The sequence below is a fragment of the Thioclava sp. F34-6 genome (assembly GCF_002213235.1).
GTDB classification, from domain to species: domain Bacteria; phylum Pseudomonadota; class Alphaproteobacteria; order Rhodobacterales; family Rhodobacteraceae; genus Thioclava; species Thioclava nitratireducens.
This window is the reverse complement of record NZ_NBOA01000007.1, coordinates 67,677-91,131: the sequence shown is the minus strand read 5'-3', so window position 1 is coordinate 91,131 and position 23,455 is coordinate 67,677. Positions and strand designations below refer to the sequence as shown.

Genomic DNA, 23,455 nt, shown 5'->3' with positions numbered 1-23,455 from the left:
CTGTGCAGAAACAGTGTTTTCTCCGGAAACCCAAACACAGATTCACGCGTTCATTGACAGAAACGCGCCTCGCACGTAACTTTCTCTACTAATCCGGGGAGAGTGCAACTTTAAGCATTGGAGAGACCAGATGTCGAAGGACCGGCCCACGGATGCAGCAAACATTATCGCGACAGTTGCTGCGGCCTATGCCGCGCGTTCGGATGTGACGGCGGATCAGGTGGTCGACCTCGTGACGAAACTCTCCGCGCAGTTCGGCGAGGATCTGCACAACGCGGCCGCCAATCACGCGGCAGAGGCGCCAACGGCTAGCTCCAGTCCCGCGCGGCCGCAACCGGCGCTGCCCGTGAAAGAGGCCGTCACCGAAGACAAGGTTTTCTGCCTGTGCTGCGGACGCGGCTTCAAGATGCTCAAGCGCCACCTGGGCTCGGAACACGGGCTGAGCGAAGACGAATATCGCGCCCTGTTCAACCTGCCTGCTGACATGCCCCTCGTCGCACCGAGCTACTCGGCCCGCAAAGCGGCCTATGCCAAGAAAGTCGGATTGGGCAAACACAGCCGCGACGACTACGAAGCATCGCTCCACGACGCCTGAGGAAGGGTCGGCGGGCACGAGTTCCGCCACTCTGGGCAGGATGCCAAAGCGGTCGGCCAGCATCTTTGTTTCCAGATCATGAACGATTATCGCCCTTTTTTGGCCCATTTTTAAGCCGACAACCCACACTCAAGGGCTGCAGAAAACGCATGCCCAGAGAAGGCTGCTGGCTCCTGCCAGCGAGGTGGGAAAGGGCAACTCATGGCACGGTCGAATCAGGCGCCGATCATCGTGAAGCGGAGCGATGACGATCACGAATCCGAGCATCACGGCGGAGCGTGGAAAGTCGCCTATGCCGATTTCATGACCGCGATGATGGCCTTCTTCCTGCTGATGTGGATTCTCTCCGTTTCGGACGAGAACCAGCTCACGGGGATCGCCGATTACTTCGCCCCTGCGAAAGTCTCGATGCAGGCCCCCGGCGGCACCGGCCCCCTCGCCGGCGAGACGATCGGGCCGAAAGGGGTGCTGAACGCCTCGCGCGCCGACGACACGATTCCCGCCAATCCCGGCGCCGGGAGCGAGACAGCCCCCTCGACCGAGCTGGCCAACGCCTCCGGCAGCTCCAAGGAGGCCACGCCGGACGCGACGACGAATAAAGTCGCCGACGCGGTGCAGGCGACGGCAGAGGCAGGCGACACAACCGGCGCGAAGACTGCTGCAGCCACACCGCATGCCGTCGACGACGCCCGCTTCCAGACGCTTCAGACCCGGATCACGCAGGCGATCCAGCGCGTTCCGGACCTGCGTCCGCTGCAGCAGAACGTCCTATTCCGCCGCACGCCGGACGGGCTGAATATCGAAGTCGTGGATCAGGCGGGCAAAGCCATGTTCGCCTCGGGCAGCGCGAAGCTCGATGGGCCCACGCTGGCGCTGATGGATCAGCTCGGCCGCGCCCTCTCCGATCTGCCCAATGACGTGCTGATCGCGGGTCACACCGACTCGGTGCCCTATCAGAAAGCGGGCGGTACCTATGGGAACTGGGAACTGTCCTCGGACCGCGCCAACGCGACGCGCCGGGCGCTCGTGGCCGCCGGTGTCGCCCCGGAACGGGTCACCCGCGTCTCGGGCCTGTCGGATACCGATCCGCTGAAGCCGGCCGATCCGCGCGATCCGTCGAACCGTCGGATCACCGTCACCCTCGCCTATATTCAGCCCGAGGCCGACACGAAAACGCCGACCGAGGCAACGAGGCCGCGTCTCGAAGCGAATGCCGAGCAGACCCCGCCGGCCCCTGCGGTCGAGCAAGCGGCGCCCGAAATCGTCACCCCCGCGGCGGCCACCCCCTCGGATCAGCCTCAGAAATACAGCTCGATCGCGATGGATGACCTGCGCAGCGCTCTGCAGTAAGCTTCTGGAGACAAAAAAACGCCGGCGCGAACCCTATCGCGCCGGCGTTTTCTTATTCGGTGGAGGCGAAACTCAGATCAGACCGGCATGGACCATTGCCGCGTCGATCGCGGTCTTCGTCTCGGGCAGCAACTCGGTCAGCGGCAGACGCACCTCGGCCGAGCACATGCCCAGCTTCGACATCGCGTATTTCGCACCCGCCACGCCCGGCTCGAGGAAGATCGCCATGTGCAGCGGCATCAGCTTGTCCTGATAGCTCAGCGCCTTGGCGTAATCGCCGGCAAGCGTCGCCTCCTGGAATTCCGCGCAAAGCTTGGGCGCGACGTTCGCCGTCACCGAGATACAGCCCACGCCGCCATGCGCATTGAAGCCGAGCGCCGTCGCGTCCTCGCCCGAGAGCTGGATGAAATCGGGCCCGCAGGTCGCGCGCTGCATCGAGACGCGCTCCAGTTTGCCGGTCGCATCCTTCACGCCCACGATACGCGGCAGCTTCGCCAGTTCGCCCATCGTCTCGGGGATCATGTCGACCACCGAGCGGCCCGGAATGTTGTAGATCACGATCGGCAGTTCGCAGGCATCGTGCAGCGCGCGGTAATGCTCGATCATGCCGCGCTGCGTCGGCTTGTTGTAATAGGGCGTCACGACGAGCGCCGCATCGGCCCCGGTCTTGCCGGCGTGCTGGATCAGCCGCACACCTTCCGCCGTCGAGTTCGAGCCTGCACCCGCGATGATCGGAATGCGGCCCTTCGCGGCTTTCACGACCTCGGTGATGACCGTCATGTGCTCGGCATGGCTCAGCGTCGGGCTCTCACCGGTCGTGCCGACCGGCACGAGGCCGTGGCTGCCCTGATCGATATGCCACTCGACAAGTTTCTTGAGCGTGTCCAGATCCAGCTCGCCGTCCTTGAACGGCGTGACCAGTGCGGGAAGAGACCCTTTGAACATGACACGCTCCTTTTTTGGTTGGGCCGGGGGGTTGAGTCGTCCCGGCGGAAATCGGCCGGGTTATAGGCGGTTGCGCGGCTGTTGCCAACTTGTGATTCATCCCCATCTGTGAGAGGCCCGTAGCAAAGGGACAAACCCGCGACCACGAGCAGCCATGATGATCCGACGCCAGTTCCTCGCCGCGCTTGCGGCTTCGAGTTTCGCGCTCTCGCCGGCCGCGCTTCGCGCTGCGAGTTCCGCGCTGTCCGATGCCTTCGCGGCGGCCAATTCCGGCGATTGGGACGAGGCCGAAAATCTCGCGCGTCGCGTGGGCCCCCTCGGCTTCGATGTCATCGAGTGGAAGCGCCTGCGCGATGGCGAGGGCGACTTCTCCGACTATCTCGATTTCGCCACACGTCGCGCCGATTGGCCCGGCATGCCGTGGCTGCGCGAGAAAGGCGAAGCCAAGCTCGACGGCATCCCGCCGCGCGAGGTGATCGCCTATTTCAAGCTCGGCCCTCCGCAGACCGGCACCGGCGCGCTGGCGTTGATTGGTGCGCATCTCGCCCTGGGGCAGAAGGCGCAGGCGGCCGAGGTCGCCAAGACTGCCTGGCGCCAACTGCCAATGGAGGCAGACGAGCAGGCGAAGTTTCTGGCCGACTATCCCTCGCTTATCTCCGCCGATCATGGCGGGCGGATGCAGAACATGCTCGATCGCGGTCACCTGTCGGATGCGCGCCGGATGATCGATCTGGTCACGCCCGGCACCAAGGCCGTCGCCGAGGCGCGGATCGCCCTGCAGGCGCGCGAGCAGGGCGTGGACGATCTCGTGGCCGCCGTCCCCGGCTACATGGTCGAGCGGTCCGCAGGGCTTGCCCGCGACCGCGCGATGTGGCGCTGGCGCGCCGGGCTGGAAGACGGCGCGGCAGAGCTGATCCTCGAGCGGTCGAAATCCGCGACCGATCTGGAAGATCCCGACCTTTGGGCCACGCTGCGCGGCTATCAGTCGCGCTGGGACCTGCGCGCGGGCAATACCCAGCGCGCCTATGATCTGGCTTCCTCGCACCACTTGGAACCGGGCGGGGCAGATTACGCCGATCTCGAATGGGTGGCGGGCTATGCCGCCTTGAAACTGGGCCGTGCCGACACGGCGCTCGGCCATTTTCACAATCTCGAGAAAGCGGTGGACGGGCCGATCTCGTCGTCGCGCGCGTGGTACTGGCAAGGCCGCGCGCTCGAGGTTCTGGGCCGCAGCGACGAAGCCAAGGCCGCATGGCGCAAAGGCGCTGAAAATCAGGACGCCTATTACGGGCTCCTGTCGGCCGAGCGGCTGAACCTGCCCTTGCCAGCGAATTTCGCCAAGGGCCCCGACCTGCCCGACTGGCGACGCTACAAGCTGCGCCATTCTTCCGTCTTCAAGGCCGCGCAACTGCTTTACGAGGCGGGCGAAAACGAGCTGGGCGCGCGCTTCGTGCTGCACCTCGAGGAGAGCCTCGGCCCGGGCAATTTCGGCGCCCTGACCCAATACGCGTTGGAAGAGGATGACACCTATCTCGCGCTGATCATCGGCAAACGTGCCGCACTGAAGGGCGAGATCATCGCGCAGGCGCTCTGGCCGATCCCGGGCCTGACGAGCCATGACCTGGGCGTGCCGGAGGAACTGGTCCTCGCCGTCGCCCGCCGTGAAAGCCAGTTCGCGGTCGGCGTTGGCTCTCCGGTCGGCGCGCAGGGCCTGATGCAGCTGATGCCCGGCACCGCGAAGATGATGGCGGAGAAAACCGGCCTGCCCTACGAGAAGGCGCGGCTGACGACGGATGCGACCTACAACCTCAGGTTGGGCGGCGCCTATCTCGCGGAACTGCGTGACGAGTTCGGCGCATCCTCGGTGCTTGTCGCCTCGGGCTACAATGCCGGTCCGGGCCGCCCGCGAAGCTGGATAGAGGATCGCGGTGACCCCCGCGTTGGGACTGTCGACGTGATCGACTGGGTCGAGATGATCCCCTTCACCGAGACCCGCAACTACGTCATGCGCGTCTCCGAAGCGATCCCACCCTACCGCGCTCGGCTGGGCAAGGAGGAGGTGAAATTCACCGACGTCCTGCGCGGCGACGTGAAAGATTGAGGCGCACTTCCCCTCGGCCTCACGGCCTCACCCGGAATATTTGAACCAAAGCGAAAGAGGCGGTTAAGCCTCTTGGGCCACGCGCGCGCGCCAGAGGGTGAAGAGCCCCGCGCTGACCACGACCCCAGCCCCGATCACCACGTTCCATTCCAGGGCCTCGCCGAAGACGACGACGCCCAGGGTCGAGGCGAAGACCAGCTGGAGATAGGCGAAGGGCTGGATCGCGGAGGCCTCGGCCACCTCATAGGCCTTGATCAGCAGGAAATGCCCGGTCGCGGCAGTGAAGCACAGCACGATCATCCACGCCCAATCGGATGGGATCATGTTTTCCCAATGCCATATGCCCACCACGGTGATTACCACGGCGCCGATCACACCGGTGTAGAAGAAGGACACCGAAGCCGGATCGACCCGACCCACGTAGCGCGTCATCAGCGAGTAGAGCGCGAACAGTGTCGCCGCCGCCAGCGGGATCAGCGCATAGGGGGAGAAAACACCGAAACCGGGCTTGAGGATGATAAGCACCCCGATGAAGCCCACCCCGATCGCCGCCACGCGCCGCCAGCCGACCTTCTCGCCCAGCACCGGCCCGGAGAGACCCGCGACCAGAAGCGGGTAGCAGGCGAATACCGCATGAGAATGGACGAGCCCGAGATAGACGAAGGCCTGCACCATCACGATCACCTCGGTGATCAGGACGACCGAGCGGAAGACCTGCGCCCAAGGCAGGCCCGAGCGCGTCGCCCGCTTGATCCCGCCCGGGCTGCGCGCCGCGATCGCAAGCACGAAGGCGGCGAAGAACCAGAACCGCACCATCAGCGCCATGTAGACGTTGTAGGTCTCGGCCAGGTGGCGCGAGATGCCGTCCTGGATCGCGAAGATGAAGGTCACCGCGACCATCAGCGCAATGCCGCGGCGGGTCGATTGTTCAACCATGTTTCACCCCGAGCGACATATGGCGTTTGCGCCCGAAACCCGGGCCACGGCTGACCTCGAAACCGGCGGCCTCGAGGGCGCGGCGCACGAAGCCTGCCGCCGTATAGGTCGCGAATGTGCCGCCCGGCACAGTATGCGCGCCGACCTCGGCCATCAGACCCTCGCCCCAAAGCTCGGGGTTTTTCGCGGGCGAGAACCCGTCAAGGAACCACGCATCGGCAGCGCCGTCCCAAGCGGGAAGCGCCGTGCGCGCATCACCCTCGATGATCTCCACCGCCACCGGACCGAGTTGAAACTGACGCTGTCCCGCAGCCCAGGCGTCCAGATAAGGACCGGCGACGGGCGCGACTTCCGGAAATGCATCCAGCGCCCGTGCGATCTCGTCCGCCTCCATCGGATAGGCCTCGAAGGAGGTGAAGCGGATCGGGCAGCCCTCGGGACAGGCCAGCCGCAACGCAAGCAGGTTCAGCCCCGTGCCGAAGCCCAGCTCTACGACATGGAAGCCAGGCTGCAGCCGCGCAGGCAGATCGTTGCCCGCCAGAAACACATGCCGCGTCTCGTCCAGACCGCCTGCAAGGCTGAAATAGGGATCGTCGAACCGTCGCGAGACCGGCACAAGGTCATCGCGCCAATCGAGATCGGCTTTGCTCTGGTCAGGGGCGTTCATCGGGGATAGTCCACAGTCTCCGGCCCAGCCTTGAAGCAGGAGGCGCGAAATGACAAGCGGCAGACACGACATAACCGTGCGCGGCGGCGGCATCTTCGGCCTCGCGATCGCGTATCAGGCAGCAAAGCGCGGCGCGAAGGTGCGGCTCATCGAACGCAGCCGCATCGGCGCGGGCAGCTCGGGTGGCCATGTCGGCGCGCTCGCCCCGCATGTACCGGAGAACTGGAACCTCAAGAAACAGTTTCAATTCGAGAGTCTCCGAATGGCCGAGGATTTCTGGGGCGAGGTGCAACGCATCGGCGGCGGCGATCCGGGCTATGCGCGTCTCGGGCGGCTGCAGCCGCTCGCGGATGAGGCGCAGATCGCACGCGCCAGGGACCGCGCGGCGGGGGCGGCCGAACTGTGGCAGGGCTTCGCCACATGGCGCGTGGCCGAGACTGCGGAGTTCGGCGCCTTCGCGCCCCCCTCGCCCACCGGGCTCGTAATCCATGACACGCTCACGGCGCGCGCCAATCCGCGCGCCGCCGGGGCCGCGCTGGTCGCGGCGCTCGAAGCGATGGGTGCGGAGATCGTGATCGGCGAGGCCGACGAGGTTGGTCCGGTCATCCACGCGACCGGCGCCGAAGGTCTGGCCGAGCTGAACGCGGTGGTCGGCAAGACCATCGGCAACGGCGTGAAGGGCCAATCGGCGCTCTTGAGATACGCGGCTGGCGACGTGCCTCAGCTTTTCGCTGAAAGCCTCCACATCATCCCGCATTCCGATGGAACGGTCGCGATCGGGTCGACCTCCGAGCGCGAATTCGACGCCCCAGACACGACCGATGCGCAGCTCGACGCGCTGATCGAGAAAGCCCGCGCGCTTTGCCCGCCCCTCGCCGAGGCCCCGGTGATCGACCGTTGGGCCGGGGTGCGCCCGCGCGCCAAATCGCGCGCGCCGATGCTGGGTGACTGGCCCGACCGTCCGGGCCATTTCATCGCCAATGGCGGCTTCAAGATCGGCTTCGGCATGGCGCCGAAAGTGGCCGAGGTGATGGTCGATCTGGTGCTGGAGGGGCGCGACACGATCCCCGAAGGCTTCCGCGTGGCTGACAACCTGTAAGGGGCGCCGCCCCCGGCTTGCGGCCTCCCCCGGGATATTTCAGCAAGCCCGAAGAGGCAGACCGCGCGCTTTTTCGGGCTTGTCCAAATATCCCGGGGGGCGCGCGTCAGCGCGCGGGGGCAGCGCCCCCTCCGACATGACCCGCCCGCGAGACTTCGGCCTCGGTGATCCCGAAGCGCGGCGCGAATTTCTCCCGTGCCGCGATCAGGCGCGGATCATCGGGGCGCAGGCCGAGGGTCCGGATGAACTCGACGCGGCTTTGTGTCTTGAGCTGATCGCGCGAAATCGCGGTGCCCATCAGCCGGTCGATCACCTCGCCCCCTGCCGTGACGTGGAACCATTTCGAGAAGTCGCGGAAATGGTGCTGGTTGTGCAGCGTCGAGACATGCCGCTCGATCGCGGTCTTCTTCACCGTCACATGAGCGGTGGTGTGGAACCATTCATAAGCGAGGAAGGTGGCGGCTCCACCCAGCGGCACGACGGCCACGGCGATGTCGAACGCATGGGGCGCGCCGATCAGCGCCAGCACCGCCCAGAGAAGCGCGGTATTGCCCACGAGCACCGGCACGATCACCGAGAGCGGCGCAAACAGAAGCGGCCAACAGGTCGGGAATTCGTGGTGTCCGTAATGCACCCGGTAGAGCCAGTTGAAGGCCCATTGCCGTTTCGGGGGCGTCATGTGGAAGATGTAGCGATGAAGCCCGTATTCGTTGAGCATCTGCGCCGGGATCCCGAGCAGCGCGACCGCCCAGAGCCACCACGGTCCCTGCGCGGTCCAGTAGAGCGCCGCAGCGACGACTGCGATCATCACCCAGATCGACAGATGGGACAGCATCAGCCGCATCCGCATCGCAAAAGTCTCCCGAAATCTCCTCCGGAGATCAGCCTGCCACGGCTTACGCCCACGTCAAAGCATTTCGCGGCGTCAGGGCGTCAGTCGTTCTCGTGCGGGATGTTCTTTTCCCGCTCGACCGCCAGCTCGCCTTTCGAGGTATCGGCATCGGCGGTATGCACCGCCCAGTCGCCCTCGCCGGCGGGTTTCGGCAGTTTCTCGGGCGGCCAATCGCGGAAGATATTCGCCTTCGAGATGAAATGCGCCGTGATCGGGGCCGTCAGGAAGATGAAGATGGTGACCATCAGCTCGTGCAGGGTCACGTGGCCCTGCTTCACCGCGAACCAGACCATCGAGGCGATCAGGATCGCGCCCACGCCCAGCGTCGCGGCCTTGGTGGGCGCATGCAGCCGGGTCATCGGGTCGGGCAGTTTGACCAGGCCGAAGCTACCGACGAGGCCAAAGATGCCACCGATCACGAGCAGCGCTGAAATCAGGATATCCCAGAACAGTTCCATCTCGCCCTCACTCGATAATGTCGCCGCGCAGGATGAACTTGGCGAAGGAAACCGTCGCCACGAAGCCCGTCATCGCGTAGAGGATCGACGCCTCGAAGAAGAGCGCGGTCCCCTCCCAGATGCCGAAGAGCACGATCATCGCGATCGCGTTGATCGCCATCGTGTCGAGCGCCAGAACCCGGTCGGTCACGCCGGGCGCCTTGACGACCCGGAAGAGGTTGAACAGAAGCGCCATCGAATAGCAGGCGATGGCGAAGATCAGGGCATAGGTGATCATTCGAAAATCTCCTTCAGGCGGGCCTCGTAGCGGGACTTGATCTCGTCGCGCACCTCATCGGCATCCGGCGCGTGCAGCGCGTGGACCAGCAGCGAGTGACCGTCGGCGGCCAGTTCCGCCGTCAGCGTTCCGGGCGTCATCGTGATCGTGCCCGCCAGCACCGTCACCGCCTCGGGCGTGACAATGTCGAGCGGCACAGAGACCCAGGCGGGGTGCAGCTTGGAATTGGGCATGAAGAGGACGATCTTCGCCACCGTGATATTCGCGACGATGATATCCCAGATCACGATGAAGATGTACTCGATGATCTTCAGCGGCTTCGCGAAACTCGGGCGCGCGGGCCAGTAGGGTGCGGTGATCCACGGGATCACGAGCCCCACGAGGATCGCGAAGACCAGCGAGTTGAGCGTGTAGCTATTGGCCAGCATCAGCCAGACCATCACCAGCGTGACGGTCAGGTAGGGGTGGGGAAGGATCTTGCGGATCATATCTTTGCTCCCCTCAATGCGTCGCGGCGGGGGCATCCTGCCCCGTCTCGCTGTGGGTGTCGGTCTGACCGGCCGGTTGACCGTCGGCAGCGTGCGGGTCCGCGACACCGGTGTCGCCACCATGCCCGTCCTCCGCCTGCATCTCCTCGCTCACTTCCATATGGCCATGCTCATGCGCGCCGACCTTCGCCGCCTCCTGCGCGCGTTCTTCGGCGCCCGCGAGAACCGCGTCGATATATTGCGACGGCGTGAAGAGTTGCGCGGCGGTGCCCTGCAGCCAGTTGCTCGCAGGTCCGGCCAGCACGGTCAGCGCCACGGAGCCCGCCAGCAGGATACCGGTCGCGGTGAAGGCGAGGCCCGGCGCGCTCGCATCCTTAGGCCCGGCCGGCAGCTCGTCCTCCTCGGCCTCGACGGCGTAGGAACGCCAGAACACCTGGCTACCCGCCCGGGCATAGCCCACGATGGCGATCAGCGAGGTCACGAGAACCGTGGCCCAGAGCGCCCATTGGCCGCGCGTCACGTCGAGGATCATCAGCTTGCCAAGGAAGCCCGACAGCGGCGGCATCCCCGCCATCGCGATCGCGCCCACGAAGAACATCCCGGCCATCAGCCCGTGGTTCTTCATCAGAGGCGCATCGGTATAGCCGAGCCCCCAACGGCCGCGCCGCTCGCGCACGAGATCGGCGATCAGGAACATCGCCGCGGCCACCAACGTCGAGTGAACCATGTAGTAGAGACCTGCGGAGGTCGCCCCTTGGGTGAACTGCGCGAAGCCCAGCATCATCGTGCCGACTGAACCGATCACCGCATAGGCGACCGTGCGACCCAGATCGCGCGCCCCGAAAATACCGATCATCCCGATCGCCAGCGTCAGGAACGCGGCGGGCAGCAGGATGTCATGCGCAAGCGTGCCGGTGGTGCCGGTGATCGGAAAGATCAGCGTGTAGACGCGAACGATCGCGTAGGTGCCCACCTTGGTCATGATCGCGAACAACGCCGCCACCGGGCCGGGCGCGTTGGTATAGGTCGCGGGAAGCCAGAATTGCAGCGGCACCAGCGCCGCCTTGACCGCGAAGACCACCATCAGCAGCGCCGCGCCGACCTTGATCAGCGCCGTCTGATCGACCGGCATCTGCGCGACCTTCACCGCGAGATCCGCCATGTTGAGCGTGCCCGCCGTCGCGTAGATCGTACCCAGCGCGAACAGGAACAGCGTCGAGCCCGCGAGGTTGTAGACGACATATTGCACGCCCGATTTCAGCCGCGCGCGCCCGCCTCCATGGATCATCAGACCGTAGGAGGCGATCAGCAGAACCTCGAAGAAGACGAACAGGTTGAACGCGTCGCCCGTCAGGAAGGCACCGTTGATCCCCATCATCTGGAACTGCATCAGCGAGTGGAAATGCCAGCCGCGCTTGTCCCAGCCCGAGCCTATCGCATAGAGCACGATCACGAGGCCGAGGATCGAGGTCAGCAGCAGCATCAGCGCCGACAGCCGGTCGAGGACCAGCACGATGCCGTACGGCGGCTCCCAGTTACCGAGGCGGTAGACCTCGGGCGGGTTCATCGAAGCCGAGATCATGAGCACGATCGCCAGCACGACCAGCGCCGACATGCCGAGGATCGAGGCCACGCGCTGCGTGACCAGATCGTAGCGCATCCACAGCACGATCAGCGGTGCGAGCATCGCCGGGATCAGGACAGGCGCGATGATCCAATGTTCCATCATCGGCCGTCCTCCTCTTCCTCGAGGTCAATGCGGTCATTGCCCGCCTCGATGAAGGCGCCAAGCGCGAGCATAACGACCACCGCCGTCATCCCGAAGGAGATCACGATCGCGGTCAGCACCAGCGCCTGCGGGATCGGGTCGGTATAGGAAGTCACGCCCTCGCGCAGGATCGGCGGCTGGTTGATCACCAGACGACCGGTGGCGAACAGGAAGACGTTCACCGCGTAGGACAGCAGCGACATGCCCACCACCACGGGGAAGGTGCGCAGACGCAGGATCATGTAGATGCCGGCGGCGGTCAGCACGCCGATGGCCGATGCAACGAGCACTTCCATCAGTGATCGCCCCCGTGGTTCTTCTTGTTCTCGTGCACGATGTCACGTTCGTGCTGGGTGGCTTCGCGCGCGGCGCGGGCGGTCTTCCACCAGCGGCGGGGCACTTTGGCGTCGGGTGGATATGGCCCGGCCGAGAGTGGCGCGAGCACGCGGGCTTCAGGTTTCTCGGCGGCGATATGCGCACCGTCCTCGCCGCCTTCCTCACCCATAGCGGCACGGCGTGCGAGGCGCGACAAACCGCCAAGCGCCAGCATCACCGAGCCCACGACGCCAAGGAAGACGCCAAGGTCGAAGCCCGCCGCCGTCGCCAGCTCGAACTTGTCTAGGCCGGGCAGTTTCACGTAGCCGAAATCGGAGGTCAGGAAGGGCATGTCGTTGAAGAAGGCCCCTGCCCCGGTGATCCCTGCGACCAGCACGCCGGACGCGATCAGCACGTGGTAATAGACCTTTTGGCGCGCCTGCGTCCACGCAAAGCCCGAGGCCATGTATTGCGTGACCAGCGCGATCGCGATCACCAGACCGGCGATGAAGCCACCACCGGGCGCATTATGGCCGCGCAGGAAGATATACAGGCCCACGACCAGTGCGATCGGCATCATCACCCGCGTCACGATCAGCAGCATCAGCGGGTGCTTGTCGCCGCCGCGCGGCACGTCGGGCCGCCATGCGATCAGCTTGCGCGACGAGGCGCCCTGCAGCAGCGCCTCGGTCAGCGCGAAGATCACCAGCGCGGCGATGCCGAGCACCGTGATCTCGCCAAACGTATCGTAGCCACGGAAGTCCACGAGGATCACGTTCACCACGTTATCCCCGCCCGCGAGGTTGTAGCTGTTGTCGAGCATGTAGCCGGACATCGTCGGGAAGGCGAAATCGCGGGTCAGCAGCGCGTAGATCAGCCCCGAAACCGCGACGCCCGCCACGACCGAGAGCACCACATCGAAGCTGATCTTCATCCGGCTCGACTCGATCGAGGTGATCTTCGGCAGGAAGTTCAGCGCCAGAAGCATCAGCACCGTCGTCACGACCTCCACCGAGATCTGCGTCAGCGCGAGATCGGGTGCGGACAGGAAGATGAAGGAGACCGAGACGGTCAGGCCGACGATCCCGATCAGCACCAGCGCGAGGATGCGGTTGTGATGGAAGGCGACGATGCACATCGTCGCGGTCAGCAACAGCAGCCACGAGGTTACCGCAGCTCCGTTCACCGGCGTCAGCGCCCGCGTCTGGGGGCCCAGCGTGCCGCTCGTGAAGGCGTAAAGACCGACGCCGACCGAGGTGATCGTGAACAGCATCAGGTAACGCGCCATCGCACCGTTATGCAGCGCCTGCGTGATCCAGCCCGCCAGACCCTGCGCGCGCGCAATCACCCAGTCGAACATCGCCTTGGCCTCGGGACGCGGCGTGGTGTCCCAGAGGCGCTGGAAGGGACGATGCGCAGCAAGCAACGCGATACCGCCGGCGACCGCGATGGCCGACATGATCAACGCCGGCGTGACGCCATGCCAGATCTTCAGCTCGTGCATGTGATAGCCGCCACCGACGACCGCATTGGTCGCCATCTGGACATAGCCGCCCGCCACCGCCATCGGAAACAGGCCGATCGCGATCACAAGGAAGGACAGGAAGGCAGGGCTGATCCACATGCCGAAAGGCGGATCATGCGGGGTCTTCGGCAGATCCTGCGGCGGCGGGCCGAAGAAGCCGTGGCTGATGAAGCGGAAGGCATAGGTGGCCGAGAACAGCGCCGCGACGGTCGCCAGAACCGGGATCAGCCAGACATTTTCGAGCCATTTGGTATGGGCGGCGGCTTCCAGCATCATCTCTTTCGACAAGAAGCCGTTGAACAGCGGAATTCCGGCCATGGACAGCGCGGCGATGGTCGCGATCACGAAGGTGATCGGCATCAGCTTGCGCAGCCCCGAGACGCGGGTGAGGTCGCGCGTGCCCGCCTCGTGATCGACGATGCCCGCCGACATGAAAAGCGCCGCCTTGAAGGTCGCATGGTTGATGATGTGGAAGACGGCGGCCAGCGCACCGGCCTCTGTCCCCAGCCCCAGCATGAAGGTGATCAGGCCAAGATGCGAGACGGTCGAGAAAGCCAGCAACGCCTTCATGTCATGTTTGAAGATCGCGATCTTGGCGGCGATCAGCATGGTGATCAGGCCCACGCTCGCCACGATGTAGAACCATTCCGGCGTGCCCGAGAGCACCGGCCACATCCGCGCCATCAGGAACAGCCCCGCCTTCACCATCGTCGCAGAATGTAGATAGGCCGAGACCGGCGTCGGCGCGGCCATCGCGTGCGGCAGCCAGAAATGGAACGGAAATTGCGCGGATTTGGTGAACGCACCGCCGAGGATCAGGAGCAGGGCCGGGATGTAATAGGGGCTCGCCTGAATCGCGTCCTTGTGCTTCAGGATCTCGGAGATGTCGTAGCTGCCCGCGATATTTCCGAGGATCAGCATCCCCGCGATCATCGAGAGCCCGCCCAAGCCGGTCACGGTCAGCGCCATGCGCGCGCCCTGACGGCCCGCGGGCAGGTGCTTCCAATAGCCGATGAGCAGGAAGGAGCTAAGCGAGGTCAGCTCCCAGAAGATCAGCAGCAGCAGGATGTTGTCGGACAGCACGATCCCCACCATCGCGCCCTGGAACAGAAGCAGGTAAGTGTAGAACTGGCCAACCGGGTCCCTGTTCGACAGGTAGAACCGCGCGTAGAGGATGATCAGCAACCCGATCCCGAGGATCAGTGTCGCGAAGAGCATCCCCAGACCGTCGATCCAGAAATTCACGTTCAGGCCCAGCCAAGGCAGCCAGTCGATCTTCGTCTCAACGACACCCCCCGCCATCACGGTCGGCAGGTTGAGCAACAACCCAAGCAGCGCAAGCCCCGTGAACAGGGCTGAAACCGCTGCGGCATTGGTGCGTCCGGTGCGGATCAGGATCGACGGCATGGCTGCGCCCAGGAAGGGCAAAGCGGCGATCAGGGCAGGCGACATCTTCTCTCCGGTCCGTTCTCTGGCGGGCCTTGGGGCGATGGATGCGACCGCACTCTCCCCCCGCGCAAGCTTTACTTTACCTGCGCACAGGGGGCATGGCTGTCAAGCTTCACGAAGACGTTTCCTGACCAGAATCGCAAGGCATTGTGCCGGTGCCGCCCGAATGCGACAGCGACCCGCCCGCGCGGCGCCCTTTGCAGGCGCAGCAATCTGCGGCGGAAATGTCGCGGAATCGGCGGGAAATTGCGCTTTTCGATGCATGGATGGGCGGTGTTATGCGAGAATCGCATGGCTCGGCCCTGTCCGCCCCAGCGGCCTCGCTTCGCCTCTTGCAGTTTTTCAAGTCATGTGGATATGCAAATTGCAGCACGGCCCTTGTGAGGCCGCGCGAAGCGACTGTAATCGCAGGGAAACAGATGTCTCATTCCCGCACTGTGCAAGTGCCCCGCCTCTCCCGCCGTCAGCTCCTCGCCGCCGGTTCCGCTTTTGGCGCGCTCGGCGCCACGGGAGGCTGGCCGAACCATGCGCTCGCGCAAGATAGCGCCGCCCCGGCCGAGCCCTCGACCGCCCCTGCCCCGGCTCCCGCCGCACCGCAGCAATCGCCGTTTTCCTTCGACGATCTCGCGGCGCGGATGCAGAAAGCCGCCAAGGGCGAAGCTGTCCCGCCGGAAACCAGTTCGGCCGATTTCCTGAGCAAGCTGGATTACGACAGCTACCGGATGATCCGCTTCGACCCGGACAAGTCGCGCTTCGAGAATATCGAGGACACGCGTTTCGAGTTGCAGGCCTTCCATCTGGGCTGGCTCTTCAAGGAGCCGGTGCATCTCTCCAGCGTCGAGAACGGGCAAGCGCGCCCGATGACCTTCTCGACCGACGATTTCATCTATCAAAGCAAAGCGCGCAAGATCGTTCCCGAACATGCCGATCTGCCGGGAATCGCGGGCTTCCGGCTGAATACGCCGATCAACCGCCCCGATGTCATGGACGAGTTGATCGCGTTTCAGGGCGCATCCTATTTCCGCGCGCTCGGGCGCGGCTCGGCCTACGGGCTCTCCGCGCGCGGGCTGGCGGTGAATACCGGCGTCTCGGTCGCCGAGGAATTCCCGCGCTTCACCCAGTTCTGGGTCGAGACGCCGACCTCGGGCGCGAACTCGATCACCGTCTTCGCAGAGATGCATTCGGCCTCGCTGACGGGGGCCTTCAAGTTCGTCATCACGCCCGGCGAGGCGACCGCGGTCGACGTGACCGCACGCCTCTTCATCCGCGAGGACATCCAGCAGCTCGGCGTGGCGCCGCTGACCTCTATGTTCCTCTACGGACCGCGCAACCGGCACGATTTCGACGATTACCGCCCGCGCGTGCATGACAGCGACGGGCTGGCGATCGAGCAGGCCGATGGCGACAAGCTGTGGCGGCCGCTGCAGAACCCCGACACGCTCGCCTCCTCCTATTTCGCGGAGAGCGCGCCGAAGAGCTTCGGTCTTTATCAGCGCGAGCGCGAGTTCGATCACTATCAGGACGCTTCGGCCCGTTACGAGCGTCGCCCCTCGGTCCGCGTGACGCCGCAGGGCGACTGGGGCAAGGGCATGGTTCGCCTGGTCGAGATTCCCTCGAAACTCGAGGTGAACGACAATATCGTCGCGTTCTGGGTGCCCGAAGCTCCGGCAAAAGCAGGCGATGCGCTGGAATTCGCCTATCGCCTCGAATGGGGCGACCTTCCCCCCGATCCGAGCGATCAACGCGCCTATGTCAACCAGACATGGGCCGGAACCGGCGGCGTGTCGGGCGTCGAGAACACTAAGGGAACCCGGAAATTCGTCATTGATTTCAAAGGCGGAGAGATTTCGCGCCTCCCCGCATCGGCTGTCGACGAGATCAAGCCGGTCACCCACGCGAACAAGGGCAAGATCGTGACTCAAGCCCTGTCGAAGGTCGAGCAGGACAATGTCTGGCGTCTCGTTCTGGATATTTCCGCCGATGGCGAAGCGCCGGTGGAACTCTCTGCGACACTAGCCGGTTTTGGACGGAACCTATCCGAGACCTGGCTCTATCAGTGGACCAAAGCATGAAATCACACCTGAAGCTGCCGGCCGTGCCGGCGCTGACCGACCAGCCGAGCGCCCTGCGCCGACTGTCCCCCGAAGACCTCGTTGAGGGGCCCGCCGCGCTGCCGGTCGCCCCGATGTCCATGCCTGCGCAACAGATCGAACCCGATCTTCGGCTGAGTACCCGGCTCGCCCGGATGCTGACCCGCCGCCCGGTCGGGGAAGGCACCTGACATGTCCGCGCTAGCGCGCCCCCGTGGCGCATTGCTGATCGGCCTGCGCGCTCTGGCGCTCGGGCTTGCTGCGCTTGCGGGCATCGGCGCCTTCGTACTGTTCATCCAGTTCGGGCAGGCCGATGGGCTGCAGACGCTCGACGTGGTGCGCGCGCTGCTGATCCTGATCTCGACGCTCTGGCTCGCCTGGGGCGCTGTGCAGGCACTGATCGGCCTCACTTCGCGTGCAGAACCACCGACGCGGGTGGACCCCCATGCGCGGATCCAAGGGCGCACGGTCGTGCTGGTGCCGGTCTATAACGAAGACCCGGTCTCCACCTTCTCGCGCGTGGCCGCGATGGATGCCTCGCTCGCCGCGACCGACGACGACGCGGAGGTCCATTTCGCGATCCTCTCGGACACCCGCAAGGACGACATCGCCCATCGCGAACTGCAGGTCTTCGCCCATCTCGTGGAAGAGCGCGACGCGCTTGGCCGGTTCTTCTATCGCCGCCGCACCAACAACGTGGGCAAGAAAGCGGGCAATATCGAGGATTTCATTACCCGTTCCGGCGCGGCCTATGATTTCGCGCTGATCCTCGATGCCGACAGCCTGATGGAAGGAGAGACGATCCTGCAGATGATCCGTCGGATCGAGGCCGAGCCCCTCCTTGGCCTGCTGCAGACCCTGCCGAAAGTCGTGCGGGGGCGCTCGCGCTTCGCTCGGGCGATGCAATTCTCGGCCAGCTTCTTCTCGCCCGTCTTCGCGCGTGGCCTGGCGATGCTGCAGGGCAAGACCGGCCCGTTCTGGGGCCACAACGCCATCGTGCGCACCCGCGCTTTCGCCGAAAGCTGCGGCCTGCCCGCGCTGAGGGGGCAACCGCCCTTCGGCGGGCATGTGATGAGCCACGACTATGTCGAGGCGGCACTTCTGGCGCGCAACGGCTGGCTTGTGCGGCTCGACGACGATCTGGAGGGCTCCTTCGAGGAAGGCCCGGAGAATATCGTTGATCATGCCAAGCGCGACCGCCGCTGGTGTCAGGGCAACCTGCAACATGCGCGCATCATCGGCGCGCCGGGGCTGCGTGGCTGGTCGCGGTTCGTCTTTGCGCAGGGCATCATGGCCTATATCGCGCCGCTGTTCTGGCTGGGATTTCTCGTTGCCTCCATCGCGGCGCCCCTGTTCGTGCCGCCGCCGGATTACTTCCCCGAGCCCTATTGGCCCTTCCCCTATTTCCCGCCGTCGGAGGCCTCGAAGGCGATCGGCCTCGCGATCGGCATCTTCGGCCTGCTGCTGGTGCCGAAACTGCTGATCGCCGCGCGCGCCGCGATGAACGGCACGGCGCGCGGCTTCGGCGGCGGCAACCTCGCCTTCGCTTCGACGCTGAGCGAGCTGCTCTTCTCCTCGCTCACGGCCCCGGTGCTGCTGGCCTTCGCCACGCGTTCGGTCTTTCAGGTGCTGTTCGGAGCGGATGGCGGCTGGCCCACCAATAACCGCGGCGACGGACGGCTGAGCGTGGCCGACGGGTTCAACGCGGCGTGGTGGATTGTCGCCATCGGTGCTGCGGGCCTTGCCGTCACGTGGTGGCTCGCGCCCGGCCTGCTGTTCTGGCTGCTGCCGGTCGGTCTGCCGATGATCGCCGCGCCGTGGCTGATCTCGTGGTCGTCGCAGCCGTCGCGCTCGCAGCTGATGCTGGTGCCGAGCGAGATCGAGACGCCCCGCATCCTGCGTCTGCACGACGCGATCTTCACCCGCTGGGAAAACGCTTTCCCGGCCCCCGAGGGCGACCGCGCCGGTTTCGCGGACGCCCCTCACCGGAGCCCCGCACATGCGTAACATCGCGCTGATGAAACCCGGGCGCGACCTGCGGATCGACCTGTTCCGCGGCCTCGCGCTGGTGATGATCTATATCGATCACATCCCGGGCAATCTCTACGAGAACTTCACCTCCCGCAATCTGGGCTTCTCGGATGCGGCGGAGGGTTTCGTCTTCATGTCCGGCCTTGCCGCCGCGCTGGCTTACGGTCCGGCGCTGGCCAAGGGGCTGAGCTGGGAAGGCACGTCGCGGCTCTGGGGCCGGGCGTGGCTCCTCTATCTCGTGCATATCCTGACCGCCGTCTGGGCGATCGCCATCGTCTCGGCCGCCGTGCAGTTCTGGGGCAACGAGGCGATGCTGTCCAAGAACGCGATGAAGATCTATGGCACAGACCCGTTTGGCTTCCTGATCGGGATCGCGACGCTGGGTCACCAGCTGGGCTATGTGAACATCCTGCCGATGTATATGGCGCTTCTCTTGATGGCGCCCGCGCTGATCCGGATCGGTCAGCGCAGCAAATTGGCGCTGCTGGCGACCTCGGTCGGGCTTTGGGCGGCGACGGGGCTGTTCCGGCTGAACCTGCCGAACTACCCGATGGAAGGCGGCTGGTTCTTCAACCCGCTGGCGTGGCAACTGGTGTTCAGCCTCGGCATCCTGACGGGCCTTTCGCTGCGCCAAGGCAAGCGGCTCGTGCCTGTGAAAGGCTGGATCATCGCGCTTGCGGCGGGCTGGCTGGCACTGACCTTCGTGTGGGTTCACAACGACTGGATGCTTAAGAATTTTGGCCACGCGGTCTGGCAGTTGCGCCAGTGGAACGTGCCCTTCTTCATCGCGGGCTTCGACAAGACATTCGTGTCGCTGCCGCGCCTGTCGCACCTGCTGGCGCTCGCCTACATCCTGTCGCTGCCGGGGATCGTCCCGCGCATCGCCGAGGCGCGCGTGCTGGAGCCGATCCGGATGCTGGGCCGTCACTCGCTGCCGATCTTCGCGCTCGGCACGGTGCTGGCGATCGCGGGCCAGACGGTGAAGCAGGTGCATCCGGGCGGGATCTGGCAGGACAGCGTTCTGATCTTCGGCGGGCTCGCGCTGCAATTCGCCTTCGCCTACGGGCGCGACAATTTCGGCGCGAAGGCTGTGGCCCGGCGACGGAAGGCCCGCGACGAGACAGAGCCTGCGCCCGCTCCGGTCCGGCGGCTGCACGCCGCAGAATAGCTCAGTTCAGGATCAGACCGTCCGAGCGCGCCGCCTGTTCCTTGATCGCCTTCACGGCGGCCTGAACCTTCGGCGTCCGGTGCAGATCGACATGGGTCACCAGCCACAGGTTGGTGTCCCAGGTATCATAGGGCTTCACCACCTCTTCGAGCGTCGGATCGGCGCGACCCATCGGCACGGTCAGGAAGCCCAAGCCCAGACCCGCCTTGATCGCATCGACCTGGCTCTCGTGCTCGTTCGCGCGAAACACGACCTGCTCGTCGGGGACGTTGTCGCGCAGCCAGCGGTAGAACGGCGCGCGGCTGTCGCGGTTGTCGTTCGACACGAAGCGATGCTTTGCGAGTTCTTCCTTCGAGCGCGGAATCCCGAAGCGCTCGACATAGGCGTGGCTCGCATAGAGCGCATTCTGCATCCGGCCCAGCGACTGCACGACGTTGTCGGGCTCGGTCGGGCGGTTGCCGGCGCGGATCGCGACATGCGCCTCGCCATATTCCAGCCGGAACACGCGCTGATCGGTCAGATAGCGCAGCCGCAGCCCGGGATATTCGCCCAGAAGCTTTTCCATCGCGGGCAGCACCAGCACCGAAACCGCAGTCAGCGACGTCACGATCAGCTCGCCCGTGACTTCGTCGCCCGCGCCCGCGATCCGGGCGGCGAGTTGGCTGAACTGGTCCTCGGTCGCCTGACCCACGGAGAGCAGTTGCTGCCCCGCTTCGGTCGGCGTGTAACCGCGCGGATGGCGCTGGAACAGCTTCGTGCCCAGCTTGTCTTCCAACGCGTCGACATGACGGATCACCGTCGCGTGGTGAACGCCCAAAACCTCCGCTGCACCCGAAACGGTGCCGATCCGCGCCACGTGAAACGCGGTACGGATTTCATCCCAACTGTCAAAGCTCATGCTGTGCGCCCGTGAACATAATCTGCTCGATCATGCCCGTTGCGTTCTGGATTGCAAGGGACAAGTAAGGCGCAGAACAAAATCACGACCCCACATCGAACACGTTTTACGGAGTCCTCCCCATGACCAAGACCCTTCGTATCGACAGCTCCATCAAAGGCGACGCGTCGATCTCCAAACGCCTCACGGACAAGATCGTGGAGCGGATCGGCGGCGACGTCACCGCCCGCGACGCGACCGCCATTCCCGCCATCGACGGTGCATGGATCGGCGCAGCCTATACCCCGGCCGACCAGCGCAGCGACGAGCAGAAAGAGCTGCTCGCCCTGTCCGACGAGCTGATCGCCGAACTCAAGGCCGCCGACACGATCGTCATTGGCTGCGGCGTCTACAACTTCGGCGTCACCGGTCCGCTCAAGCACTGGATCGACATGGTCTGCCGCGTGGGCGAGACCTTCCGCTACACCGATGCCGGCCCCGAAGGCCTCGCCGGCCCGAAGCGCGTCATCATCGCCTACTCCTCGGGCGGCGTGCCGCAGGGCTCCGCCTTCGATTTCGCGACGCCCTACATCAAGCAGGTTCTGGGCTTCATCGGCATCACCGACGTGACCGTGGTCGCAGCCGAAGGCGTGAACCTCGACGAGGCGGCGGCGATCGCCAAGGCCGAGACCCAGATCATCGAGCTCGCAGCCTGATCCCCCAGTCTGCAAAGACGTTCCCTACCTCCCCCGACTGGCCCCGTGGTTGACTCCGCGGGGCCTTTGTCATAGTTCACGCGAGATTTCCCCGGAGGACGAATCCCTCCGGTCCCGGCATGAGGTCGGGATCGCCACCAGTCAGCGCGTTGCGCCCACTGGTGCGCTTGTCGTTTGTCCCGGCCCCAATCACAGGAGGGTGGCCCATGTTCGAAAGTCTATCCGAGCGCCTAGGCGGCGTCTTCGACCGGCTGACCAAACAAGGTGCGCTTTCCGCCGATGACGTGAAAACAGCCATGCGCGAAGTGCGCGTCGCGCTTCTCGAAGCTGACGTTTCGCTGCCGGTCGCCCGTCAGTTCATCAAATCGGTCGAGGGCAAGGCCACCGGCGCCGCGGTCACCAAATCGGTCACGCCGGGCCAGCAGGTCGTCAAGATCGTTCATGACGAGCTGATCAAGATGCTCGCGGGCGAAGAGCCTGCCGATGCGCTGAAGATCGACAACCCGCCCGCGCCGATCCTGATGGTCGGTCTTCAGGGCTCGGGTAAGACCACCACCACCGCCAAGCTCGCCAAACGTCTCAAGGACCGCGAAGGCAAGCGCGTGCTGATGGCGTCGCTCGACACCAACCGCCCGGCGGCAATGGAGCAGCTGCAGATCCTCGGCACCCAGATCGGTGTCGACACGCTGCCGATCGTGAAGGGCGAAAGCGCCGTGCAGATCGCCAAGCGCGCCAAGCAGCAAGCGACGCTCGGCGGCTATGACGTCTACATGCTCGACACCGCGGGACGTCTGCATATCGACGAAGTGCTTATGGACGAGGTTCAGGCGGTGCGCGATGTCGCAAACCCGCGTGAGACGCTCCTCGTCGTCGATGGCCTGACCGGTCAGGATGCCGTGAACGTCGCGACCGAGTTCGACGAGAAGGTCGGCGTCTCGGGCGTCGTGCTGACCCGGATGGACGGCGACGGTCGTGGTGGTGCGGCGCTCTCGATGCGCGCGGTCACCGGCAAGCCGATCCGCTTCGTGGGTCTGGGCGAGAAAATGGACGCGCTCGAGACCTTCGAGGCCGAGCGTATCGCGGGCCGCATCCTCGGCATGGGCGACATCGTCGCCCTCGTGGAGCGCGCGCAGGAAACGCTGGAACAGGAACAGGCGGAGCGCATGGCCAAGCGCTTCCAGAAGGGCCTGTTCAACATGAACGACATGAAGAACCAGCTTGAGCAGATGATCAAGATGGGCGGGATGCAGGGCGTCATGGGCATGATGCCGGGCATGTCGAAATACGCCAAGCAGGCGGAAGACGCCGGGCTGAATGACAAGACGATCAGCCACCAGATCGCGCTCATCAACTCGATGACCAAGAAGGAGCGCGCCAACCCGCAGATCCTTCAGGCGAGCCGCAAGAAGAGGATCGCGGCGGGCGCGGGCCTCGAAGTGTCCGATCTCAACAAGCTGCTGAAGATGCATCGCCAGATGTCCGACTCGATGAAGAAGCTCTCGAAGATGGGCAAGGGCGGCATGATGAAACAGGCGATGAAGATGATGGGCGGCAAAGGCGGCGGCGCGCCGGATCTGGCAAACATGGATCCGTCCGAGGTCGAAGCCGCCGCCAAGGCGATGGGCGGCAAGATGCCCAAGGGCGGCATGCCCGGTCTGGGCGGCGCGTTGCCGCCGGGCCTGTCGGGCTTCGGCAAGAAGAAGTGATC

21 protein-coding genes are annotated in these 23,455 nt (G+C 65.0%); 10 read left to right on the top strand and 11 right to left on the bottom strand.

Translation table 11 applies throughout. The features are described 5' to 3' along the window. Window positions 1–130 precede the first annotated feature (130 nt). Both B6V72_RS15370 and B6V72_RS19510 read left to right on the top strand, forming a co-directional pair. A complete protein-coding gene (locus B6V72_RS15370) occupies window positions 131–595 on the top strand; it encodes a MucR family transcriptional regulator (RefSeq protein ID WP_088735946.1) in 465 nt (154 codons plus the stop codon). A gap of 201 nt (window positions 596–796) precedes the next feature. Beyond that, complete coding sequence (locus B6V72_RS19510) at window positions 797–1,945, top strand: flagellar motor protein MotB (protein WP_088735945.1); 1,149 nt, start codon at window positions 797–799, stop codon at window positions 1,943–1,945. 72 nt (window positions 1,946–2,017) lie between these two features. On the opposite strand, the gene dapA is transcribed toward B6V72_RS19510, so the two are convergent. After that, window positions 2,018–2,890, bottom strand: a complete 873-nt coding sequence (gene dapA, locus B6V72_RS15360; protein WP_088720420.1) for a 4-hydroxy-tetrahydrodipicolinate synthase — start codon at window positions 2,888–2,890, stop codon at window positions 2,018–2,020. Window positions 2,891–3,044: 154 nt separating this feature from the next. Here dapA and B6V72_RS15355 point away from each other — a divergent pair, with 154 nt between their 5' ends. Then, window positions 3,045–4,991, top strand: coding sequence for a lytic transglycosylase domain-containing protein (locus B6V72_RS15355; protein WP_088735944.1), 1,947 nt, complete (start codon window positions 3,045–3,047; stop codon window positions 4,989–4,991). Window positions 4,992–5,054: 63 nt separating this feature from the next. Here the strand turns inward: B6V72_RS15355 and B6V72_RS15350 are convergent, their stop codons facing one another. Both B6V72_RS15350 and mnmD read right to left on the bottom strand, forming a co-directional pair. After that, window positions 5,055–5,927 (bottom strand): DMT family transporter, encoded by an 873-nt coding sequence (locus tag B6V72_RS15350; protein WP_088727870.1) that lies wholly within the window; start codon window positions 5,925–5,927, stop codon window positions 5,055–5,057. Next, window positions 5,920–6,594: a tRNA (5-methylaminomethyl-2-thiouridine)(34)-methyltransferase MnmD gene (mnmD, locus tag B6V72_RS15345; RefSeq protein ID WP_088735943.1), complete on the bottom strand. Its 675-nt coding sequence runs from the start codon at window positions 6,592–6,594 to the stop codon at window positions 5,920–5,922. The genes B6V72_RS15350 and mnmD overlap by 8 nt, the downstream gene beginning before the upstream one ends. 49 nt (window positions 6,595–6,643) lie before the next feature. Between mnmD and B6V72_RS15340 the strand changes: the two genes are divergently transcribed. Continuing rightward, the gene (locus B6V72_RS15340; protein ID WP_088735942.1) at window positions 6,644–7,693 is read left to right on the top strand and encodes an FAD-binding oxidoreductase; all 1,050 of its coding nucleotides are present in this window, start codon (window positions 6,644–6,646) and stop codon (window positions 7,691–7,693) included. A 106-nt stretch (window positions 7,694–7,799) separates the two neighbouring features. On the opposite strand, the gene B6V72_RS15335 is transcribed toward B6V72_RS15340, so the two are convergent. The 7 genes from B6V72_RS15335 to B6V72_RS15305 all read right to left on the bottom strand — a co-directional run bounded on the left by B6V72_RS15335 (window position 7,800) and on the right by B6V72_RS15305 (window position 14,868). Beyond that, window positions 7,800–8,528 (bottom strand): sterol desaturase family protein, encoded by a 729-nt coding sequence (locus tag B6V72_RS15335; protein WP_240496990.1) that lies wholly within the window; start codon window positions 8,526–8,528, stop codon window positions 7,800–7,802. A 98-nt stretch (window positions 8,529–8,626) separates the two neighbouring features. Continuing rightward, window positions 8,627–9,043 (bottom strand): Na+/H+ antiporter subunit G, encoded by a 417-nt coding sequence (locus tag B6V72_RS15330; protein ID WP_075775822.1) that lies wholly within the window; start codon window positions 9,041–9,043, stop codon window positions 8,627–8,629. Window positions 9,044–9,050: 7 nt separating this feature from the next. After that, complete coding sequence (locus B6V72_RS15325) at window positions 9,051–9,320, bottom strand: K+/H+ antiporter subunit F (protein ID WP_075775821.1); 270 nt, start codon at window positions 9,318–9,320, stop codon at window positions 9,051–9,053. Next, a complete protein-coding gene (locus B6V72_RS15320) occupies window positions 9,317–9,808 on the bottom strand; it encodes a Na+/H+ antiporter subunit E (RefSeq protein WP_075776007.1) in 492 nt (163 codons plus the stop codon). Before B6V72_RS15320 ends, B6V72_RS15325 begins: the two co-directional genes overlap by 4 nt. Window positions 9,809–9,821: 13 nt before the next feature. Next, a complete protein-coding gene (locus B6V72_RS15315; RefSeq protein ID WP_088736056.1) occupies window positions 9,822–11,534 on the bottom strand; it encodes a monovalent cation/H+ antiporter subunit D in 1,713 nt (570 codons plus the stop codon). Then, window positions 11,534–11,872 carry a Na+/H+ antiporter subunit C gene (locus tag B6V72_RS15310; protein WP_088722908.1) on the bottom strand — a complete coding sequence of 113 codons (339 nt, stop codon included), beginning with the start codon at window positions 11,870–11,872 and terminating at the stop codon, window positions 11,534–11,536. Before B6V72_RS15310 ends, B6V72_RS15315 begins: the two co-directional genes overlap by 1 nt. Next, window positions 11,872–14,868 carry a monovalent cation/H+ antiporter subunit A gene (locus tag B6V72_RS15305; protein ID WP_088725575.1) on the bottom strand — a complete coding sequence of 999 codons (2,997 nt, stop codon included), beginning with the start codon at window positions 14,866–14,868 and terminating at the stop codon, window positions 11,872–11,874. Before B6V72_RS15305 ends, B6V72_RS15310 begins: the two co-directional genes overlap by 1 nt. Window positions 14,869–15,284: 416 nt before the next feature. On the opposite strand from B6V72_RS15305, the gene B6V72_RS15300 reads away from it, so the two are divergent. The 4 genes from B6V72_RS15300 to B6V72_RS15285 are packed head-to-tail and all read left to right on the top strand — an operon-like array spanning window position 15,285 to window position 20,154. Further along, window positions 15,285–16,937: a glucan biosynthesis protein G gene (locus tag B6V72_RS15300; RefSeq protein ID WP_088735941.1), complete on the top strand. Its 1,653-nt coding sequence runs from the start codon at window positions 15,285–15,287 to the stop codon at window positions 16,935–16,937. Next, on the top strand, window positions 16,934–17,146 hold the full coding sequence (locus B6V72_RS15295) for a hypothetical protein (protein ID WP_088725573.1): 213 nt from the start codon (window positions 16,934–16,936) through the stop codon (window positions 17,144–17,146). Before B6V72_RS15300 ends, B6V72_RS15295 begins: the two co-directional genes overlap by 4 nt. A 1-nt stretch (window position 17,147) precedes the next feature. After that, a complete protein-coding gene (mdoH, locus tag B6V72_RS15290; protein WP_088735940.1) occupies window positions 17,148–18,962 on the top strand; it encodes a glucans biosynthesis glucosyltransferase MdoH in 1,815 nt (604 codons plus the stop codon). Beyond that, window positions 18,955–20,154: an OpgC domain-containing protein gene (locus B6V72_RS15285; RefSeq protein ID WP_088735939.1), complete on the top strand. Its 1,200-nt coding sequence runs from the start codon at window positions 18,955–18,957 to the stop codon at window positions 20,152–20,154. Before mdoH ends, B6V72_RS15285 begins: the two co-directional genes overlap by 8 nt. Window position 20,155: 1 nt before the next feature. Here the strand turns inward: B6V72_RS15285 and B6V72_RS15280 are convergent, their stop codons facing one another. Next, window positions 20,156–21,052: a LysR family transcriptional regulator gene (locus B6V72_RS15280; RefSeq protein ID WP_075775814.1), complete on the bottom strand. Its 897-nt coding sequence runs from the start codon at window positions 21,050–21,052 to the stop codon at window positions 20,156–20,158. A 122-nt stretch (window positions 21,053–21,174) separates the two neighbouring features. Here B6V72_RS15280 and B6V72_RS15275 point away from each other — a divergent pair, with 122 nt between their 5' ends. Both B6V72_RS15275 and ffh read left to right on the top strand, forming a co-directional pair. Beyond that, window positions 21,175–21,747: an NAD(P)H-dependent oxidoreductase gene (locus B6V72_RS15275; protein ID WP_075775813.1), complete on the top strand. Its 573-nt coding sequence runs from the start codon at window positions 21,175–21,177 to the stop codon at window positions 21,745–21,747. A gap of 206 nt (window positions 21,748–21,953) precedes the next feature. Continuing rightward, window positions 21,954–23,453, top strand: coding sequence for a signal recognition particle protein (gene ffh, locus B6V72_RS15270; protein WP_088735938.1), 1,500 nt, complete (start codon window positions 21,954–21,956; stop codon window positions 23,451–23,453). Window positions 23,454–23,455 lie beyond the last annotated feature (2 nt).

Excerpts from the sequence above, each read along its gene's own strand:
- B6V72_RS19510 (WP_088735945.1), top strand. The coding sequence starts at position 797 with ATGGCACGGTCGAATCAGGCGCCGATCATCGTGAAGCGGAGCGATGAC.
- B6V72_RS15320 (WP_075776007.1), bottom strand. The coding sequence starts at position 9,808 with ATGATCCGCAAGATCCTTCCCCACCCCTACCTGACCGTCACGCTGGTG.
- mdoH (WP_088735940.1), top strand. The coding sequence starts at position 17,148 with ATGTCCGCGCTAGCGCGCCCCCGTGGCGCATTGCTGATCGGCCTGCGC.
- B6V72_RS15370 (WP_088735946.1), top strand. The coding sequence starts at position 131 with ATGTCGAAGGACCGGCCCACGGATGCAGCAAACATTATCGCGACAGTT.
- B6V72_RS15305 (WP_088725575.1), bottom strand. The coding sequence starts at position 14,868 with ATGTCGCCTGCCCTGATCGCCGCTTTGCCCTTCCTGGGCGCAGCCATG.
- B6V72_RS15315 (WP_088736056.1), bottom strand. The coding sequence starts at position 11,534 with ATGGAACATTGGATCATCGCGCCTGTCCTGATCCCGGCGATGCTCGCA.
- B6V72_RS15335 (WP_240496990.1), bottom strand. The coding sequence starts at position 8,528 with ATGCTGTCCCATCTGTCGATCTGGGTGATGATCGCAGTCGTCGCTGCG.
- B6V72_RS15340 (WP_088735942.1), top strand. The coding sequence starts at position 6,644 with ATGACAAGCGGCAGACACGACATAACCGTGCGCGGCGGCGGCATCTTC.
- B6V72_RS15275 (WP_075775813.1), top strand. The coding sequence starts at position 21,175 with ATGACCAAGACCCTTCGTATCGACAGCTCCATCAAAGGCGACGCGTCG.
- B6V72_RS15350 (WP_088727870.1), bottom strand. The coding sequence starts at position 5,927 with ATGGTTGAACAATCGACCCGCCGCGGCATTGCGCTGATGGTCGCGGTG.
- B6V72_RS15280 (WP_075775814.1), bottom strand. The coding sequence starts at position 21,052 with ATGAGCTTTGACAGTTGGGATGAAATCCGTACCGCGTTTCACGTGGCG.
- ffh (WP_088735938.1), top strand. The coding sequence starts at position 21,954 with ATGTTCGAAAGTCTATCCGAGCGCCTAGGCGGCGTCTTCGACCGGCTG.
- B6V72_RS15285 (WP_088735939.1), top strand. The coding sequence starts at position 18,955 with ATGCGTAACATCGCGCTGATGAAACCCGGGCGCGACCTGCGGATCGAC.
- B6V72_RS15355 (WP_088735944.1), top strand. The coding sequence starts at position 3,045 with ATGATGATCCGACGCCAGTTCCTCGCCGCGCTTGCGGCTTCGAGTTTC.
- B6V72_RS15325 (WP_075775821.1), bottom strand. The coding sequence starts at position 9,320 with ATGATCACCTATGCCCTGATCTTCGCCATCGCCTGCTATTCGATGGCG.
- B6V72_RS15330 (WP_075775822.1), bottom strand. The coding sequence starts at position 9,043 with ATGGAACTGTTCTGGGATATCCTGATTTCAGCGCTGCTCGTGATCGGT.
- dapA (WP_088720420.1), bottom strand. The coding sequence starts at position 2,890 with ATGTTCAAAGGGTCTCTTCCCGCACTGGTCACGCCGTTCAAGGACGGC.
- B6V72_RS15300 (WP_088735941.1), top strand. The coding sequence starts at position 15,285 with ATGTCTCATTCCCGCACTGTGCAAGTGCCCCGCCTCTCCCGCCGTCAG.
- B6V72_RS15310 (WP_088722908.1), bottom strand. The coding sequence starts at position 11,872 with ATGGAAGTGCTCGTTGCATCGGCCATCGGCGTGCTGACCGCCGCCGGC.
- B6V72_RS15295 (WP_088725573.1), top strand. The coding sequence starts at position 16,934 with ATGAAATCACACCTGAAGCTGCCGGCCGTGCCGGCGCTGACCGACCAG.
- mnmD (WP_088735943.1), bottom strand. The coding sequence starts at position 6,594 with ATGAACGCCCCTGACCAGAGCAAAGCCGATCTCGATTGGCGCGATGAC.